Annotated in this window: 9 protein-coding genes; all 9 read right to left on the bottom strand. The window is 39.3% G+C overall.

What is annotated here, in order from left to right; all coding sequences use genetic code 11:
• Window positions 1-103: 103 nt before the first annotated feature.
• Window positions 104-1,978 (bottom strand): ABC transporter ATP-binding protein, encoded by a 1,875-nt coding sequence (locus tag DEAC_RS06150; protein WP_047809157.1) that lies wholly within the window; start codon window positions 1,976-1,978, stop codon window positions 104-106.
• A complete protein-coding gene (locus DEAC_RS06145) occupies window positions 1,975-4,200 on the bottom strand; it encodes an ABC transporter ATP-binding protein (RefSeq protein ID WP_047809156.1) in 2,226 nt (741 codons plus the stop codon). Before DEAC_RS06145 ends, DEAC_RS06150 begins: the two co-directional genes overlap by 4 nt.
• Window positions 4,201-4,521: 321 nt before the next feature.
• Window positions 4,522-5,109: a DUF1003 domain-containing protein gene (locus DEAC_RS06140; RefSeq protein WP_047809155.1), complete on the bottom strand. Its 588-nt coding sequence runs from the start codon at window positions 5,107-5,109 to the stop codon at window positions 4,522-4,524.
• Window positions 5,110-5,350: 241 nt separating this feature from the next.
• Window positions 5,351-5,824 carry a ribonuclease H-like YkuK family protein gene (locus DEAC_RS06135; protein ID WP_047809154.1) on the bottom strand — a complete coding sequence of 158 codons (474 nt, stop codon included), beginning with the start codon at window positions 5,822-5,824 and terminating at the stop codon, window positions 5,351-5,353.
• A 128-nt stretch (window positions 5,825-5,952) separates the two neighbouring features.
• Entirely contained in the window at window positions 5,953-7,809 is a 1,857-nt protein-coding gene (locus DEAC_RS06130) for a methyl-accepting chemotaxis protein (RefSeq protein ID WP_053006301.1), read from the bottom strand.
• An 81-nt stretch (window positions 7,810-7,890) separates the two neighbouring features.
• The gene (locus tag DEAC_RS06125; RefSeq protein ID WP_047809153.1) at window positions 7,891-10,050 is read right to left on the bottom strand and encodes a GGDEF domain-containing protein; all 2,160 of its coding nucleotides are present in this window, start codon (window positions 10,048-10,050) and stop codon (window positions 7,891-7,893) included.
• A 331-nt stretch (window positions 10,051-10,381) separates the two neighbouring features.
• Entirely contained in the window at window positions 10,382-12,394 is a 2,013-nt protein-coding gene (locus DEAC_RS06120) for an ATP-binding protein (protein ID WP_053006300.1), read from the bottom strand.
• A 28-nt stretch (window positions 12,395-12,422) separates the two neighbouring features.
• Window positions 12,423-15,122, bottom strand: coding sequence for a PAS domain S-box protein (locus DEAC_RS22080; RefSeq protein ID WP_053006299.1), 2,700 nt, complete (start codon window positions 15,120-15,122; stop codon window positions 12,423-12,425).
• 295 nt (window positions 15,123-15,417) lie between these two features.
• Entirely contained in the window at window positions 15,418-18,153 is a 2,736-nt protein-coding gene (locus DEAC_RS06110; RefSeq protein WP_053006298.1) for a PAS domain S-box protein, read from the bottom strand.
• Between the last annotated feature and the right edge of the window lie 7 nt (window positions 18,154-18,160).

Here is an 18,160-nt window from a genome sequence, read left to right as displayed (position 1 = left end):
GATAACCTGGAAAAATCGAGGAGGCTCTTGAGCAATCAAAAGCCTCCTTTAATATTAATCAATTAATCTCGAATTAAACATACCATAGGAAGTTATAAACTCATCAGCCTGCTTCAGCAGCCTCAAACTGGCTATTATAAAGGTTAGCGTAAAAGCCGCCTTTTGCCAGAAGTTCATTGTGGTGCCCCTGCTCTATGATATCACCATGATTCATGACAAGGATCAAATCAGCATCGCGGATCGTGGATAAACGATGAGCAATAATAAAACTCGTTCTGTTCTCCATAAGGTGATCCATAGCCTTTTGAATTTCAACTTCCGTCCGGGTGTCGACAGAACTGGTGGCTTCATCGAGAATAAGTATTTTTGGGTCAGCCAAGATGGCTCGAGCAATAGTCAAGAGTTGTTTTTGCCCTTGCGAGACATTTGAAGCCTCCTCGTTTAGTACCATATTATAACCCTTCGGCAGTGTATGAACGAAACTATCGACGCGTGCGGCTTTCGCCGCTTCCATTACTTCATGATCACTTGCCTCGAGACGACCGTAACGGATATTGTCCATAATGGTTCCATTATAAAGCCATGTGTCCTGAAGAACCATACCAAATAAAGAACGCAGATCATGCCTGCTGAAGTCGCGGATGTCATGTCCATCAACCAAAATTGCACCATCATTAACATCATAAAAACGCATCAAAAGCTTAACGATCGTAGTCTTACCCGCTCCCGTCGGTCCAACAATAGCAACCTTTTGTCCAGGTTTTATGTAAGCGGAAAATTTGTTGATAATAATCTTATCTGCTTCGTAGCCGAAATGTACATCTCTAAACTCCACACACCCCTGCACACTCTCCAGTTTAACTGGATTGGTGCTCTCCGGAACTTCATTTTCCTCGGCTAGAAACTCAAAAACACGTTCGGCTGAAGCTGCTGTTTGCTGAAGTATATTCGAGATGTTGGCCAATTGAGTAATCGGCTGAGTAAATGATCGTACATATTGAATAAATGCCTGAATGTCTCCAACCTGCATAGATTTTTGGATGACAAGCCAACCGCCTAAAACGCTAACGAGAACGAAACTTAAGTTTCCAACAAAACTCATAATAGGCATAATCAGGCCTGACAAAAACTGCGATTTCCAAGCCACCCTATATAATTTGCTATTAAAGCCTTCAAACTTTGCAATACTTTTCTCCTCGCCATTAAAGGCTTTCATAATCACATGACCGCTATACATTTCTTCTACATGACCATTTACATTTCCCAAATAATCTTGCTGCAGCTTGAAGTATTTCTGTGAATATTTAATGATAACCATAATAATGATCATGGACAAGGGGATCACCATGAAAGCCACCAAGGTTAAGAGCCAGCTTATACTGAGCATCATGACCAGCACACCAAGAACCGTCGTTACAGAGGTAATAATCTGCGTTAAACTCTGATTTAGTGTTTGGCTGAGGGTATCTACATCATTCGTAACTCGAGACAACACTTCACCATGATTTGTTCGTTCAAAATAACCCAAGGGCATACGATTAATTTTTTCTGAAATATCCTTGCGAAACTGGTAACTGACTTTCATAGCCACACCTGACATAACCCAGCCCTGGACATAACTGAAAAGAGCACTTAAAAAATATAAGCCTGCCAAAAGGAGAATCGTATTCCCAATATAATTGAAATCTATTCCGCTGCCACTGCCGGAAAGCTTGCTTAAAGCGCCTTCGAAAAGGTGTGTGGTGACATTTCCTAATATTTTGGGACCAACAATAGAAAAGACTGAGCTGGCAGCGGCAAAAATAAATACGAAGATCATGGCCGTCCGATAGGGACGCAAATAATTTAATAGTTTCTTCATGGTGCCCCTGAAGTCTCGAGCCTTTTCGCCCCCCTGCATCATACCACCGGGACCGCCGCCCATACCACCACCCATGGGACCCCGCGGAGATGACTTCTTCCTGGTCTCCACGCTCATGCTAATTCCTCCTTCGAGAACTGAGACAAGGCTATTTCTTGATAAGCCTCGCAAGTTTTCATTAATTCATCATGGGTCCCGATTCCCGCCACTTTCCCTTCCTCAAGGACTATAATTTGCTCAGCGTTCATAATCGTGGAAATGCGCTGGGCAACGATAAGGACCGTACTTCCTCCTGTTTCAGACTTCAGGGCTTTACGGAGGGCCGCATCTGTTTTAAAATCCAAGGCAGAAAAACTATCATCAAAAATATAAAGTTCCGGTTTCTTAACCAAAGCTCGGGCAATCGATAATCGTTGTTTCTGTCCGCCTGAAACGTTTGTTCCGCCTTGGGCAATACCTGTCAATAATCCTTCCGGCTTTTCCTTAATAAACTCAGTGGCTTGAGCAATATCTGCAGCTTTGATGAGATCCTCCCGGGAGGCAGATTCATCTGCATACTGCAAGTTAGATTCAATAGTTCCGCTGAATAAAATACCCTTTTGAGGCACATATCCAATCTTGTCATGAAGATCATGCAGCGTTACGTCACGGATATCTATTCCATCGAAGAAGATAGAACCGCCTGTAACATCATAATAACGAGGAATCAGGTTAATTAGAGTTGTTTTGCCTGCGCCTGTCGAGCCAATAATCGCTGTTGTCTGATTTGGCAGGGCTTTAAAACTTATACCTTGCAAAGCATCTTCCTCGGCGCCGGGATACCTGAAGGAAACATTCCTGAATTCTAATTCGCCCTTAATTTTAGGATCGAAGTCTTTAGGAGTCTGCGGATCAACGATAACAAGTTTAACCGCCAAAACATCGGCAATCCGCTGAGCTGATACTGATGCTCTTGGGATCATAATAAACATCACCGACAACATTAAAAAGGCCATAATAATTTGTATGGCATACTGCATAAAAGCCATCATATCTCCAACCTGCATCCCTGCATTGGCTATTTGAGAAGCGCCAATCCAAACAATGAGCAGTGTAACTCCATTCATAATCACGGTCATCGCCGGCATCATGACTACCATAACCCTATTGACAAATAGGTTGGTTTTTGTCAGATCAGAATTAGCCCGATCAAAACGACTTTCTTCGAATCTCTGGGTGTTGAAGGCCCTAATGACCATCATCCCGGAGAGATTTTCACGAGTGACTAAATTTAGTCGATCGATAAGTTTCTGAATTAATTTGAACTTGGGCATAGCTACCGAAAAAACGATGGAGATCAAACCTAAAAGCACAATTACGGCAACAGCAATAATCCAAGACATAGAAGTGCTCTTACCCAGAGCTCTGATCACTCCACCGACACCCATCATTGGCGCATAAAAAAACATTCTGATCAGAATGACAATCAGAGTCTGTATTTGGGTAATGTCATTGGTAGTTCGCGTGATCAGTGATGCAGTAGAAAATTGATCAAACTCTGAATTAGAAAAACTCTCTACCTTTGAAAATACACCTTTACGCAAATCCCGTGCCAGTCCTGCGGCTATGACTGCTGAGGTAAGCCCTACCATGATAGTACAGGCTGCACTGACTAAAGCGATTAAGACCATCACCATACCCGTATTGTTAATATAATTATTTTGTATTTTGTTTGTGTTCATGCCTAATGCAGCATATTCTGCTTTAACGGAACTGACAGCTGTTTGAATAATCATACTGTCACTTAAGGCAGAGAATTGCTGATTAATTTTTCCGTTTAGTTGAGCTAGTTGAGCTGGAGAAAGTCTGGAAATAAGGGCATATAAGTCTGTATTCGCTGGAACTTTCATTCCGTTAAAAGAAATTACGCCCCCATTAGCGGTAGATTTCATTTTTTCAATACCTGAAACTGCTAGAAATGCCCTGCCAAATACTGGGTTCAGCTTATTTATTTCCGCTTGATCGATAGATTTTAGAACCTCAATTGATTCCCTCTGTAAAATCGGATACGTCTGGACATATCTTTCATAGTCCTGACTTGATTTGTCGATTAAGGTATAATCTTTTAAAACCTCCGCCTTATCGGCAGGAGTCATAAAAAGAGTAAGCTTGCTCATCTGACTTTGTCTCACGGCCACAGGAACAGCATTAAGGACTCCCCCCTGTTGAATTCCCTGATTGACAATATTGGCCATATAGTCCGGCAGGGAAAGGTCTGCCATAGCCTGACAAAAAATCAAAATTACAGCTGTGATAATTAACAACGTATAGGGTTTTAAATATCTCCATAGTCTCAGCATCAGCCAATACAGCTCCTTAAATTTTAATTCTTAACCCATTAACCTTAAGTCTTAAACCTTCAGTCGTAACATTGATCCTTACTCTTATGTCAGTTATACAAATAAACTCTGTAAATGTTCCCAGTGCAGGTATTAGTATGTATTTGATTGCATTTCTATATGCTTAATTTTTAATTCTATTTTTTCAGCGTAAAGATACTTATCTGGCGCGAAGGACACTTGGATTTGTTAAGCTCCAATTGCATAAAAAAAGAGGTGCCCGCGCACTACGTTTAAAGTCGTATGCGCTGCTCCCCTTGCATGAAGTTTCCTTACTCATGTTTATTTATCCAGCCTGGCTTCAATAGACTCCAGAATTTTCCTGATTTGTGAAAACTCAGTTTTAACTTGCTCCATATTTTTCTTACCGTCTGTTTCAATACGATGCAAATGACTTTGCATATCATCAATCTCCAGCTCAGCCTTATAGTTAATAGCAAAATCAATCACCGATTCATGTTTGTCACGGGCGGCTTGTCGGTTTTGACTCATCATGATAACTGGGGCTTGAAAAGCTGCCAGAAACGATAAACATAAGTTTAGGAGAATAAATGGTGGTTCATCAAAATGGAATGACTTTGTCCAAAGAAGTCCATTCCAGACTATCCAAGCAGCCAAAAACAGTCCAAAATAAATAATAAACTTCCAGCTTCCGCCAAATTGAGCAATACGATCGGCTAAGCGGTCAGGATATGTAGTTCTGCTGGTATAGTCTTCTTCCAGCCGATTCAAAATGCTCTTTTCGTAATCATCTACCAATCTGTCAATTCGCTGAATGTCTCTTTTTTGAATTGCAATATCAAACCCTTCAAATAGAGATGCCTCTTCAGGGTTGTCCAAAGCGCCTTCAATATTATTAACTTCATTCATATTCTAACTCCCATATCTGATACTAACTCCATATCTGCTTTTTAGAATTATTCCCGTTTGTTTTTCGTTAATACATGTTCAGTGGACATTATCGCCGAGACGCCTTTCCCAATAGGAATATTTAGCGGCGAAGGCGGACTCTACCCCACTGAAATTAACGAAGGCCCCCCCACTTATAGAAATAGTGAACTAAAAACTGGATAAAACCGGAAGTAATCCCGGTTTTATTTATCATAATACTTTATTTAGATAATCGATTAGCAACGCTGGACGCCATGTAGGAATCCGGTTTGATGACACATTGAAAGCCACAAGATCTGACCCAACCCATTATTTCAGCAATATACTTAGCCGTCGGGCCATTATATCCGGCATCAACATGAATTGCTATCTTATTGGGAATGTTATCATTAATAAATTTTCCCTTTAATCTTTCGGCGAGTTCCAAACTTAGATTTGTTTCATAATAAATCTTTTGGCGTATATTGCTTATTTTATTAACTCTTCTAATTTCCGAGAAGAAAATTCCTCCTTTACCGACTTTATTTTCAATTTTATGAATGCCAACGGTTATCGGTATTTTAGTATCATTAAAGTTTTGGCTGTCTGAACCAATTGAGACTTTGTACTCTCCTTTCTTATCTTGCGATAAATAAGCTTTGATTATTGAGTACATTTCTTCGAAAGAGATTTCACCATACATCATACTGTACACAGTACCATCTCCGTTCCACTTATCGCTTCTGTTAAAGGATGATAATAAGTAATACTCAATAATAGTAAAACTATACCTTACTCCACTAAAACTCGTTTCTTGTAGAGTAAGGTAACCATTGAAAGGAATTAACTAACTCTGAATTCTTGGATTGAAGTGAGAAGTTTTTGGGCGGTTGCGGCTAATTCTTGACTTGCCCTAGTCAAACGACTAGTGGTTGCCACTTGTTCTTGAATATTACCTGTCACAGATTGAACACGTTGTGCTGTAACCTCACTAAACCTTCGTATATTAAAAATCGAATCCACGATCTGTTGATTGCCGACAGCAGCTTGCTGGATCGATGTGGATATTTCCCTGACCTGAGTCGATACCTCTTCAATATGACCATTGTTCACGGCAAATGCTTCTCCGGCGATCTCAACAACTTGAATCCCCTCTTCGACATCATTTAAAGCGTCCGTCATGACTGAAACCACCGAGGTAATATTGTCATGATTATTACTAATCAAGGAGCTAATCTGCTTCGAGGCTTCCTGAGCCTGTTCTGCCAGCTTCCGCACTTCTTCAGCAACCACAGCAAACCCTCGTCCATGTTCACCAGCCCTCGCTGCTTCGATGGCAGCATTAAGAGCCAGCAGATTGGTTTGCGCAGCAATATCACCGATAGATTTCGTAAAATCCTTAATTTGACGATTACTTGCGGTAAGGTTATTAATGTTGTTTTGTATTTGTTTAGTTCTGTTCCCTATGACAGACATTTGTCGAACAACTCTGTCAATTGCTTCCTGGCCTGATTTTGTTGTTTTTGAGGTCTTCTCGGTGAGATCTGCAACAAAAATACTGGTAGCTGCGATTTGCTGGGCACTTGCAGATACCTGCTGGATAGCAGCGGAAGCCTCATTAACTGTAACCGCTTGCTTTTCAGTATCAGAGGCAGTTGATGTCATAGTCCCGGCAATTTGTTCTGAAACAAGAGAATTTTCTTCAGTGATCGCTTGTATTACCTGAGCACATTCTGACACAAGTTGACTGGATCGTGAAACTTCACCGACTAAATTACGCAGGGTAGTTCGCATTGCATCAAAAGCAAGACCCAATTGACCTGTTTCATCCCTTGAGAGAATAAGCCCTTCATTACCCACTAAGTTCCCATGTTCAACTTCCTGCACACTTTTTAACATTTCCTTGATGGGGTCTGCTAAAAGTCTCGCCACAAATAAGCCTAAAAGCAAGCTTAGAAGAACCGCAGCAATTGGAAAAATGAGCAAAACTTTGCCGGCGAAAAGAAAATCTTGGTTATTTTGGGCAAGAGTTTTATCCATAGACTCTTGATTATAAGAAATCAGGTTCGAAAGCAGAATATGTATACTATCAACATAAGTTAATGCATTATTGGTATAATCGAAATAGGCTTCTTGTTTTGTTCCTTGATCACTGAGGTCGAAAGCCTTTTGCCTTTCATTTCTGTAGTCAGTAAGGGCTTTTTTTAAGCCGGTTAACTTTGCGTTTTCCCCCGAGCTTTTGCGGATTGAAGCAAAGTCCTTAAGAGATGCATCTATGGTAGTATCAGCATTTTTTAGATCCTTAAGAATTTCTTGTCTGCGGATTTCGTCAATAGGAGCTAAAATCATCTCCATGGACAAAGCCTCTGCCACTCCCGTATTAGCCCTAACTTCATTTAAGACCTTAACGGCTGATAAAGAGCTGGCATACATTTTATTAAATTCGCTATTTTGTCTTTGATAGTAAGCATAACCTATGTAGCCGATAAATCCCATCAAGACGGCCATAATAAGAACTAAACTATTAATTTTATAGGCTATCTTGAAGTTGCGAAAACTTCTAAGGAATTTCGTTATCGACTTATTTTTTGTAACATTTTTCTTCTTTAACGTTAAGCTTTTTAATTTGCTAGAAATAGCTTTAAAAATATTTTTTATATTCATATTTGCATTTGATAAATTTCTGATTTTATTATTCAACAATAATTCCTCCATTATCTTCGATTTAGTGAATCGTATGTATTAAATTAGCTTTGATTTTAGTTTTATACCATTAATTATTTAGCGCAATATGAAAGAGTTGCCTCCTAAAGCCTTTACTTCTTTTTTAATTCGGGCAGCCCGCTCGGAGACCAATAAAGGAGTCCAATTTTGCTCAGCATTATTAATGACGAGCCCGGCCAAAGCAACGCTTAAGTTCTCTTGACCCGGTAACTGTTTACAAGATTGCTCAAATTGTTTAATAATTTCAGCCGCTAAAGTTTCCAGATTTTCGGGGGACGCGATTGCAATAAAATCATCACCACCTATGTGTCCGACAAAGGTCTCGTCGTTCAAAGAATCTCTCACATTCAGCAAGACCTCGCTTAACATTTTGATTACTAAGTCGCCCTGTTGAAAACCGTATAAATCATTGTAGTATTTGAATTTATTAAGATCTATGTAGAGAAGGCCAAAGGTAAGATCCCGTTCTATATGCTGCCGTATTTCCTGATCAATACGCAGGTTACCAGGCAACCCTGTCAGGGGATTGGCTCCTTGGGCCAACTGAATCTGTCTCTCTGACATAGCTTTCATGAGATTTGCAACAGATACCATACCGATGGGCTTTCGTTGATTAGCAACAATAATTCCGTCATAAAGCTGGGAATCAGAACGCTGCATTGCTAGACTAGAGACAACTTCCAAAGGCGTAGTATCTTCAACCATCAACGGATTGGTATCCATCAAAATAGGAACTGTACGTTCTAAATAAAGAGGAACCCCATAACGGGTACCCAGAGCCGCAAATAGTCTATCCCGCTGCATAACTCCAACGATTCGCGAATCCTCAGTAATCCCGACAAGCCATTGATGAGGATGGTCACGAAAATAGGTTTCTACAACACTGACAAGGACATTGGTTGCAAAAAGGGGCAAGGGTTCTATCATGGAATTGATAGGTTTATTTTCCGTATATTTAAATCGGCGCTCAGGATTGAGAATTTCCCTAACCGCGGGGTTAATACTCCTTCGGAAGAAATCGGGTTTGGCGACAAAAAAACCTTGGACATAATCAACACCCAGCTGGACTACGGTTCGCATTTCTTCATCTGTTTCAACCCCTTCGGCGATAATACTGCAGCCGATACGCTTGGAAAAGGTAACAAAGGTCTCCAGTAAAGCCCATTTTGTGGGATCAGCGTGAACTCCCGAAATTAAAGACCGATCAACTTTGAGAAAGTCCGGATGAAGTTCGGCGACGGATTGCAGAGAAGAATAGCCGGCCCCTAAATCATCTAAGGCAATTAAGTAGCCCTGACCGCGATAATGATCTAAGGCATCGCGAAAGGCGGCGTAGTTTTCAATAGCACTTCGCTCGGTAATTTCAAGCACAACATTGGCAGGTGTAATTCCCATTTCACTAAGCAATTTTCTCGTTTGGCCAGAGGCAAATTCAGGGTCAAGCAAGATTTGAGGGTTAATGTTCAGAAATAGAAATTCTTTATCGTTTAAAACATTGGGATAAGCTTTAATTGCTTGCCGGCGGCAAAGAGTTTCTATAGGATAAAGTTGACCTATTTTTTCAGCAAAGGGAAAGAGATCTGAAATATCGCTGAAACAAATTGAACCCGGTATACGGGTCAGTGCTTCAAAACCAAAAATATCACCATTTCGTGTTTCGATGATTGGTTGAAAAGCTGTTCTCAGGTACTTCTCCGGTTCTTCAATTAAATGAGTGATCTCTTCGCGCCGGGCGAAAAATTGAGGATCTGGTTCGGATTTATTGAGAAGAAAAGCCTCTTTCACCACCGCATAAAGTAAATAATCAGCACTTCTGCTGTCTATATTTACACACCGGGCAATTCCGGTGCGCAAGCGGATCTTTTCTTTCACAAGTTTGCTCAACCTGCGATTAAACCGTTCTTCCATAGGAAGAACCCATTGTTCAAGAAGATCAGACATTTCCCAATGTGTGTTCTCTCCGGGAACAAAATAAACAACGAAATCATCTCCCCCTCTGCTTTCCAAATGTGAGAACAGGAAAAGACTACGTTGTTTTTTAAGAGTGAAATATATCTCATTTTCAATCTCAGTCAAAATTTCCTGACAAATTTTATATCCATAACGAAACTCAACTTCATGAAAATTAATGATGTCAAGATAAACTACCCAGATTGTTTTATTGTCTTTTAGTAGTTGGTATAGTTTTGGTAAGCCTTTAACTTTAGACGCAAACATCTAAAAACCCCTTCTTCAGGCATTCACTATGCTGTCGAATTTGCGAGAAATTAATCCTCATTTACATCTTAATTGCTTTCTGTAAAAATCTAATGAATCAAATGTTAATTCAATGTTAAAACTGGATAAATTAGCATTGAGTCATAGTTTCAAAACACTTTTGAAAAAATAACAGGTTAAATTCCTCTTACAAAAAAAAGCTTTCTAGAGGCCAGGTCCTTATCCTTAGCCGCAAGAAAGCTTCTCTGCAATTAAAATCAAGATTTGCGAATGACACCGCCCATTTATGATTTGGAAACACCTCAAAAGATATTAAGCAATTTGATTATTATTAAATAATTCGTCTAGACACAAATTCCTCGTTTAGTTTTAAAATAGTTTCAATAACCGTTTGCAAATCGCCTCGTCTTGAGGCCAGTTCGACTTTAAAGGCTAAAATCTTTAACTCTTCTGCGTCATGTTTATTGGCCAGTTTTTTCAATTGGTGAGCCGTTCTCTCAATAGCTGGTAAATCGTTATTGGCTATTAAATCTAGTAACTGGGTGATTAAAGCCACTAATTGGCTGGAAATCCGTATTCCCTGCATATCACCCGGAAATTTAACTACTTTGGGTACAGCAGTATTGGTAACGTTTTGAACAGCATCCAATAAGTCTTCCATCAAGACCGGTTTAGATAGATATTCATCCATACCCTGAGCAAGAAAACGTTCTCTGTCTCCTTGCAAGGCGTAAGCCGTCAGCGCAATTACCGGTGTATATTTTAGGTTATATTTTTTTTCTCTTTCTCGTATTAGCTTTGTCGTGTCAATTCCATTCATTTCAGGCATATAGATATCCATGAGTATAACGTCAAATTCCTGTTGTTTAAGAACCTCTAAAGCTTCCAAGCCATTACAGACTTTATGAACGTTGTGGCTTCCCATCTGCAGCATCTTCGTGAGAACATCCTGGTTTACTAAGTTGTCTTCTACCAGAAGGATATTTAAGGGGTATTGTCCCTTTGTAATTTTCTTCGCCGCCGACAATTGTTCATCAGTGCTCTGCCCCAAGGGAAACTCAAGGGTAAAGAAGAACGTGCTTCCTTCTCCTTTTCGACTTTCAACCCACATTCTTCCTCCCATTAACTCCGTTAATTGCTTGGAAATAATTAGCCCTAAACCTGTACCGCCATATTTTCGAGTATGGGAACTGTCTACTTGACTAAAGCTCTTAAACAACCTTTCCATTTCGTCTTCTGCTATCCCGACTCCGCTGTCGGAAACGGAAAATTCCAACGCGTATCTCGTTTTCAATATATCCGCAGCTTTGGTGTCACGAACTTGGACAGTCGCATGTCCCTGAGATGTAAATTTTATAGCATTGCTAATTAAATTATTAAGGATTTGCCTAAGCCGATTGGGATCTCCTTTCAAATACGTTGGTATAGAGGGAGAAATCGAACTGGTTAACTCCAAACCTTTGCCTACGGCACTGGGATTATGTGCTTTAACTAGTTCTTCCAAAAGTGTTTTGAGGTTAAAGTCAATGCTTTCAGTCTGCATTTTACCTGCCTCCATTTTGGAAAAATCTAAAATATCATTGATGATATTTAAGAGGGAATAGGCACAGCTCTTAGCAACTTCCAAACAGTCATACTGCTCTGGAGTCAGAGGTGATTGAAGAACTAAATCAATCATACCTACCGTACCGTTAAGGGGAGTCCTGATTTCATGGCTCATATTTGCTAAAAACTCACTTTTAGCCACACTGGCCTTTTCTGCTTCCTCCTTGGCCTCCCTGAGTTCAATTTCATATTTTTTAGGTTTGGTGATATCTGTAATAATTGCTGCAAAGCATTCGCTGCCTATGCAATAAAGGGACCTATAATACCAATGTTTTGATTTTTCATTGAAGAACTCACCTTCGTACTTTGACTCGCCTGATTTAAGAAAATCGCTAATTTGTTTCAGCAAAAGTTTTTGATCATGATGATTCATGTTGTTTACTTCCGAAAATCTTGTTCCAATGAGTTCAGTTCTATCTCTGCCTATTAGCCGAGCATAGTGATCATTAACTTCTCTGAATTGGTAATCTTCAAGATCGCCATTCTTATCCCAAATTGCTTCACAATAGGCAAAAGAACTTGTCATGTTCATAAATAGAGACCTATATTTATGTTCACTCTCACGCAGGGCAAGTTCGGACAATTCCTGTTGGGTTATAATAACGCTTTCAGCTTGCAAACGTCCACTTAAAATAGCAATACTCCTGTCTTTGCCCATTCTTCTTACAACTTGGGTATTAATTTCAACAGGGGTGAGTCTACACTTATGGGGTACTCTATCTCCATCAGTTCTTAACATTTTTTTCACTTCCGTGTTTGTTAATCAATTATAAATCATTTTCCAATCTTGTATGCTTTTTGATCATTGTAGAAAGTTTCCGGATATCGATAGGTTTACTGATATAATCGTCCATTCCCATGCTTAAGCACTTTTCTTTGTCACTGCTCATGGCATAAGCCGTAGTTGCTATGATGGGAGTATGATCCGCTGTTATTGATTCTCTTTTTCTGATAGCCTTAGTGACCTCATATCCGCTCATTCGCGGCATCTGAATATCCATTAAAATCAAATCAAAGCTATTGCTTTCATAGAATTCTATAGCTTCTATGCCATTAGAAGCCACTGTTAAATGCCAGCCTTTTAATTTGCTTATTTGTTTAATAATTAACTGACTGACAAAATCATCTTCAACCAAAAGAATATTTAAGGGCAGCATTGATTTTTCTTCAATTGATTTATCGCAAATAATATCAAACTTTGATTGATGTTCAGGTACCTCGACTAAGCAAGTAAAATAAAAAGTGCTTCCTTTGCCGAAATTACTCTCAACAAAGATCTCTCCCCCCATAAGCTCGACCAATCGTTTAGATATTGCAAGGCCAAGGCCTGTCCCTTGAAAACGTTTGGAAAAAGACGTGTCTAGCTGGGTAAAATAATTAAAGAGTTTCGGTATATCTTCTTCCTTTATTCCAATCCCCGTATCTGAAACAGAGGTCATCAAAAGGACTTTATTCTTGATCGATTTAATCATCTTAAAGGAAAGACTGATCTTCCCTGTTTCTGTAAACTTAATGGCATTTCCTAAAAGGTTGTTAATAACTTGGATCAGCCTAGTCTTATCCACAATTATTTCTTTTGGTACATTCTCTCCAAGGCTGACTTCAAAATCCAGTCCCTTGGTCTTGGAAACTGCTCTCAGCAAATTGAATTTATTTTGGATTAAGTTCTTAACATCGACATATTCAGGGCAGAGTTCAATTTTTCCGGCATCAATTTTTGATAGATCAAGGATATCATTAATAATATTGAGCAATAGAGTTGAAGATGACTTTATTGTTGCCAGCATATGTTTCTGTTCATCCGTCAAGCTCGTAAATTTCAGTAAGTCTGTCATCCCTATGATCCCATTCATAGGAGTTCTTATTTCATGACTCATATTGGCAAGAAATTGGCTTTTGGCTTTGTTCGCAGAATCAGCTTCTTCTTTTGCCTTAAGCAACTGAGCTTCAACCTCATAATGTTCCTGAATTTCTTCTTCCAGCAAAGTATTTGTCTCTTCCAGTCTGGCATTCGTTGTAAGCAGCTGCGCGTTGAGGTTTCGAATAGAATCCTCAGCTTGCTTCCGATGCGTAATGTCCTCAAAACTCACGAGACTGGCTACTATTTGTCCGGCGGTGTTGGCTACGGGCGTTCCAAAAACCTCCAGCAACATACTTCTCCCATCCGGGCGAACAATTACCATATCATCGACATGCCGCCGTTCTCCCCGCATCCCCCCGATTATCGGCATTTCTTCTCTAGGGTAAGGTTCATTCGTATTAGATTTATAAACCGAATAGTCATCCAATAACTCTCCAATACGGATATTATCTAAGTCGCAGCCTAATAATTGTTTCGCTCGTTTATTCGTAAAAATTGTTTTCCCAGACGAAATCTCAATCATTAATACACCAACATTTAAATTGTTTAAGAGCGTATCCATAATCTGGTTCTTGTTGGCCAGATCATTTTCAATCCTGTTTCGTTCAGCGATTTCCTCCTCCAAAATTGCATTCGTTTCTTCGAGGCTATAGGTTCTGTAGGCTACGATTTCTTCAAGTTCACTGTTTAATTGCTTGAGTTTATTCTCAGCTTCTTTCCTTTGGGAAATGTCATAGACACTAGAACGACTCATAAGGTAAGTTCCATGTTCATCGCAGACGGCGGAGCCGCTTACTAAAACAGGAAACAATGAATTATCTTTACGAATAAGTGTAAATTCTAAATCTTTGACCCAGCCCCGCTTAATATATTCGGGATAGTTCATTTCGAAAATCAGCTTGCTCTCGGGTGTGATAAAATCACTATATTTTTGGCCGATAACTTCTTCTCTAGTGTAGCCCAGCCATTTTAACTCCGTATCATTAATTCGAATGATCTTCCCATTCCTATCTAAAGAGTGATAGCCACAGGGTGCATTTTCATAGAGATCTCGGATTTCCTGCATAGATTGATGCAAGGCTTCCTCAACTTTCATTCTTTCAGAGATTTCCTCTTCTAAACTGATATTTGTTTCTTCAAGCATGCCATTGGTTTCTTGTAGCTCCCGCGTTCTTTCAAGCACTGTATTTTCTAGTGTTCTATTAAGCTTGATGATTTCTTCCTCAGCCTTAACTTGCTCGGTAATATCATGAATAATGGAATAGAGTAAATTTTTATTATTTAAAGAAATGGGGCCGCTATAAACTTCCACATGTCGAAACTCCCCATTCTTTAATCGATGCTTAAATCGAAACTTGCCTTTCTTCTTACGATTAGCCTCTTGCATTTCGCCTAAAACTTCTTTGATAGTTAGTGTATTTATTTGACCAATATGCATGGCCAAAAACTCACGCAAACAATAACCGTAAAAATTACATGCGGCATCGTTGGCATCAATAAAATTTCCTGTTTCCCAATCAACTAAAAACATAATCGAATGACTATTTCTAAATAGACTGTTATACAGAGAATCATAGTTTAAGGTATTTGCATCAATGTCATTCATATAATGAAGTTCTCCTTTTCCAGAAAATGAATTTGGTAATACTAAGTCCTTTATATTAAAAATAAGTGCGGGAAGGATAATTCATAATAGTTAGACATTTTTGAGTGAACTCGTATTAATATTCGCCACAAAGTTAAGTTATTATTATTTTAATTTAATCTACAATTCTTTATTATTCTACACTATCTTCCTTATTCCTTTAATAATTCGCAAAAAAACAACGGATTTTGCTAAAATCCGTTGTAAATATCGTTTAGTTTGGCTATATTCAACGCGCTCTTTTTTAACTGTTCATTTATCTTTCCCAGCCTAACTCTCCACCGTATCGGATAGTCTTAAAGTCAATTTTTGCCATCTCGGCATTTTTAACTGCTCCCTCAAAATTCTCCCGCCTTGCTGCTAGCTCAATTTTGAAGGCTAGGGTTTTAAGGTTATCCGCTTCGAGCTTTTCAGAGCTGGTTTTAATTTTGTGTGCAGCTTGTTCTATAAGCGGTAAGTCATGTAAGGCTATGGCTGTTTCAAGGTCTTTAATATGACCGGAAATTTCCCGAATTACTAATAGGTCATCCTCACATCTGATAAATGTCTCCGATTTGAAGTTTATGAGTTTTCCCTCTTCACTAATCTCGATTTCAAGCCCTGCCTCATTAGACCGGATTTTTCCCTGGTCACGCTTTACTACTGAATTTAAAACCCGAAATAACTCGTCCATCTTAATGGGTTTAGGAATATATTCATCTAATCCATAAGATAGGAATTTCTCCCGATCTCCAACAAGAGCGTAGGCAGTTAAAGCAATGATAGGAGTATGCTGATTATCACCTTCTCTTGATCTGATTTCCTTAGTCGCCTCGATTCCATCCATAACGGGCATTTGAATATCCATAAAAATCGCATCATACTGATTCCGAGCATGGCATTCAAGAGCTTCCGCCCCATTTGTGGCAGCCTCAACATAATGTCCTTTTTCTTTAAGCATTAAAGTCAAGACCATCAGATTAACGCTATCATCTTCAACGATTAGAAATCTAAGAGGTTTCACAGCATCGCAGATAGACATAATCTCATTTGACGCGGGATCGTTTAATTCTCCTTTGGCGCCAAATTTTATACTGAAGCTAAAGGTACTTCCTTTTCCTTTCTTGCTTTCTAGCTTTATATCTCCTCCCATTATTTGTACCAATTTCTTGGAGATTGCCAATCCCAGCCCCGTACCACCATGCTTTCGTCGAATAGAACCGTCCACTTGACTAAAATTTTTAAAGAGCTTTGCCTGTTCATGCTCAGATATTCCGATACCCGTATCGGAAATTGAGAACCTCACTTCGACAGTCTCATTAGTTTTGCTAAGCTCTCTGACTGTCAGGATAACTTCTCCAAGATCTGTGAATTTTAGAGCATTATTCAAGAGATTATTTAACACTTGCATAAGCCGGTTTGGATCACCGTACAAATTTGGGGGCAGAGAGGAAAAGCAGCGGTAATCTAACTTTAAATTCTTTTTCCGAGCCATAGGCAAGTGTGCTTTGATAATTGAATTCAAAAGTTCCTGGAGATCAAATCTTAGATTTTCAATGACTAATTTTCCGGCTTCAATTTTCGAAAAATCCAAAATATCATTAATGATTTTCAGTAGGGAATCAGCACAGGTTTTAGCAATCTCCAAATTTTCTCTTTGCTTAGAACTCATCGTAGTCATCAAGGTTAAATCGATCATCCCTATCATCCCATTAATTGGGGTGCGGATTTCGTGACTCATATTAGCTAGGAATTCGCTTTTCGCCTGATTGGCAGCCTCAGCATTTTCTTTAGCAAGATTTAATTCATGTTCTGCATTTATACGTTCAGTCATATCCGTTAGAATAGAGACAAAATAACCAGGCTCAGGGCTATACAACTTTACAGAAAACCAACGCTTACTCCACTTGGAATAGTAAATCGGGGAATTGAGCTCAATTCCTGATGAAGCAACCTCTCCGTATTCCGCCATCCTTTGCCTAAAGAATTCTTGATCATCGCCGGAAAAAAGTTCCGAATACTTTTTGCCGATAATTTTTTGACGTGATACATTAAAAATTTTTTCATAAGCTTCGTTAATTTCTAGAACCTCATAGTCTATGGGGTTCCCCGCTTTATCGAAGATAACTTTATTATAAGCAAAGCTATCCGGCATATTCATAATTAGCGAACGATAGCGTTCATACAAGACTCTTTGGCTCTTTTCACTTTTGAATAATTCAATCTCAGCCCTTTTTCGTTCTGATATATCCCGGATAAAATTAACTAAAACCTGTCGATCCTCAATCATTGTAATATATGCGCTAACCTCAACAGGAAATCTGCTTCCATCTTTTCGCAAATGATTAGTCTCGAATAAAATTCCCTGTTCCCCGACCTCATTTATCGGCTTCGATTTCCAATCGTCTGTGTCGCGAAGATTAAATATCTTGAGACTTACCAATTCTCCTTTAGCATAGCCATAGGCAAGTACTGCTGCTTTATTAGCTTCTAAGATATTCCCTTCCATATCGATAATCAGAATAATATCACGGGCGTTTTCTAAAAGAACTTGATATTTTTTCGCTGAAACCTCAACTAATCTTCTATCTGTGATATCGTTGAGCATGACTGCCACTTTCCGTTTGCCATGAACCGTAATTGGAGTAATACTTGCCTCAAACCAAGATCTCTTCTTTTCTTCCTCGCCAATCAGTATCTTGCTGTACTCAAGGCGTGTTGTTACTTCCCCTGCCTTCATAGCAGAATCTACAGCCAAGCGTAATTTGCACGAGGGACATTGTTGCCCAAAACCACATCCCAAAGCGGTTTCAAAACTGCCCTGACAGCGAATCCCGTCTCCCAAAGGTTTGCCAAAAACACTCTCAGGATTGAGATTAAGATAATTAATGGCAGCATCATTTATTTTTTCAACCTTTGAGCTTTCGTTGAGCAAAAACATACCTATGGGACTAGTATTAAAAATTATTTCGAAATCACTAAACTCTGTCATACTCTTCCGGTTCCCGGTCATACCAGTA

The organism is Desulfosporosinus acididurans (assembly GCF_001029285.1).
Taxonomy (GTDB): Bacteria; Bacillota; Desulfitobacteriia; order Desulfitobacteriales; family Desulfitobacteriaceae; genus Desulfosporosinus; species Desulfosporosinus acididurans.
The sequence above is the reverse complement of the archived record's forward strand: the minus strand, read 5'-3'. Positions and strand labels throughout refer to the sequence as shown.

Excerpts from the sequence above, each read along its gene's own strand:
- DEAC_RS06150 (WP_047809157.1), bottom strand. The coding sequence starts at position 1,978 with ATGAGCGTGGAGACCAGGAAGAAGTCATCTCCGCGGGGTCCCATGGGT.
- DEAC_RS06145 (WP_047809156.1), bottom strand. The coding sequence starts at position 4,200 with ATGCTGAGACTATGGAGATATTTAAAACCCTATACGTTGTTAATTATC.
- DEAC_RS06140 (WP_047809155.1), bottom strand. The coding sequence starts at position 5,109 with ATGAATGAAGTTAATAATATTGAAGGCGCTTTGGACAACCCTGAAGAG.
- DEAC_RS06125 (WP_047809153.1), bottom strand. The coding sequence starts at position 10,050 with ATGTTTGCGTCTAAAGTTAAAGGCTTACCAAAACTATACCAACTACTA.
- DEAC_RS06120 (WP_053006300.1), bottom strand. The coding sequence starts at position 12,394 with ATGTTAAGAACTGATGGAGATAGAGTACCCCATAAGTGTAGACTCACC.
- DEAC_RS22080 (WP_053006299.1), bottom strand. The coding sequence starts at position 15,122 with ATGAATGACATTGATGCAAATACCTTAAACTATGATTCTCTGTATAAC.
- DEAC_RS06110 (WP_053006298.1), bottom strand. The coding sequence starts at position 18,153 with ATGACCGGGAACCGGAAGAGTATGACAGAGTTTAGTGATTTCGAAATA.